General features: G+C 57.5%; 1 pseudogene. It reads left to right on the top strand.

Annotated elements, in window-relative coordinates:
• Positions 1 to 663 (top strand): annotated as a pseudogene (locus ACTHUR_RS14825) (hypothetical protein); the annotation flags it as partial.

Genomic DNA, 663 nt, shown 5'->3' with positions numbered 1-663 from the left:
GTGCAAGGAAATCCGCGATTTCTACGGTGAAGATGCCAGCGAAGAGTTGGACTGCATCCCTAAAAACGGCGGCGGCAAATGGCTCAACCGAGCCTTGATTGAGAGCCGTATGAGTCCTTATACGCCGGTTATCAGATACGACCAAAGCGATGAGTTCGGCCTCTTGCCCGAGCCGAGCCGCGCTGCCGAAGTGGCGGACTGGATAGCCGACACCCTGCAACCGCTGCTCGATGGTTTGGATAAAACCCGCACCAGCTTTGTCGGCGAAGACTTTGCCCGCAGCGGAGACCGTACCGTCATCGTCCCTTTGTTGCAGCAGACTAATTTAAGCCTTAAGTCGCCGTTCGTGTTGGAGTTGGGCAATATGCCGTTTGCCCAACAAGAGCAAATCATGAAACACCTGTTGCACGGCTTACCCAATCTGCGCGGAGCGGCATTGGACGCGCGCGGCAACGGTCAATCAATCGCCGAAGCCATGCGCGACGAATTTGGCGCGGAGGTATGCGAGTCGGTCATGCTCTCGGAAAACTGGTACCACACCCATACAGCTCCGTTCAAAGCCGCACTCGAAGACGGCACGTTGGACGCAATCCCCAAAGACGAAGACATCCTGACCGACCTGCGCGCCTTCGAGCTGGTCAGAGGCGTGCCGCGCATCCCCGA

The organism is Neisseria sp. P0021.S007, from assembly GCF_051956855.1.
Note: the sequence above shows the minus strand (reverse complement) of the source record. Positions and strands in the feature narration are given on the sequence as shown.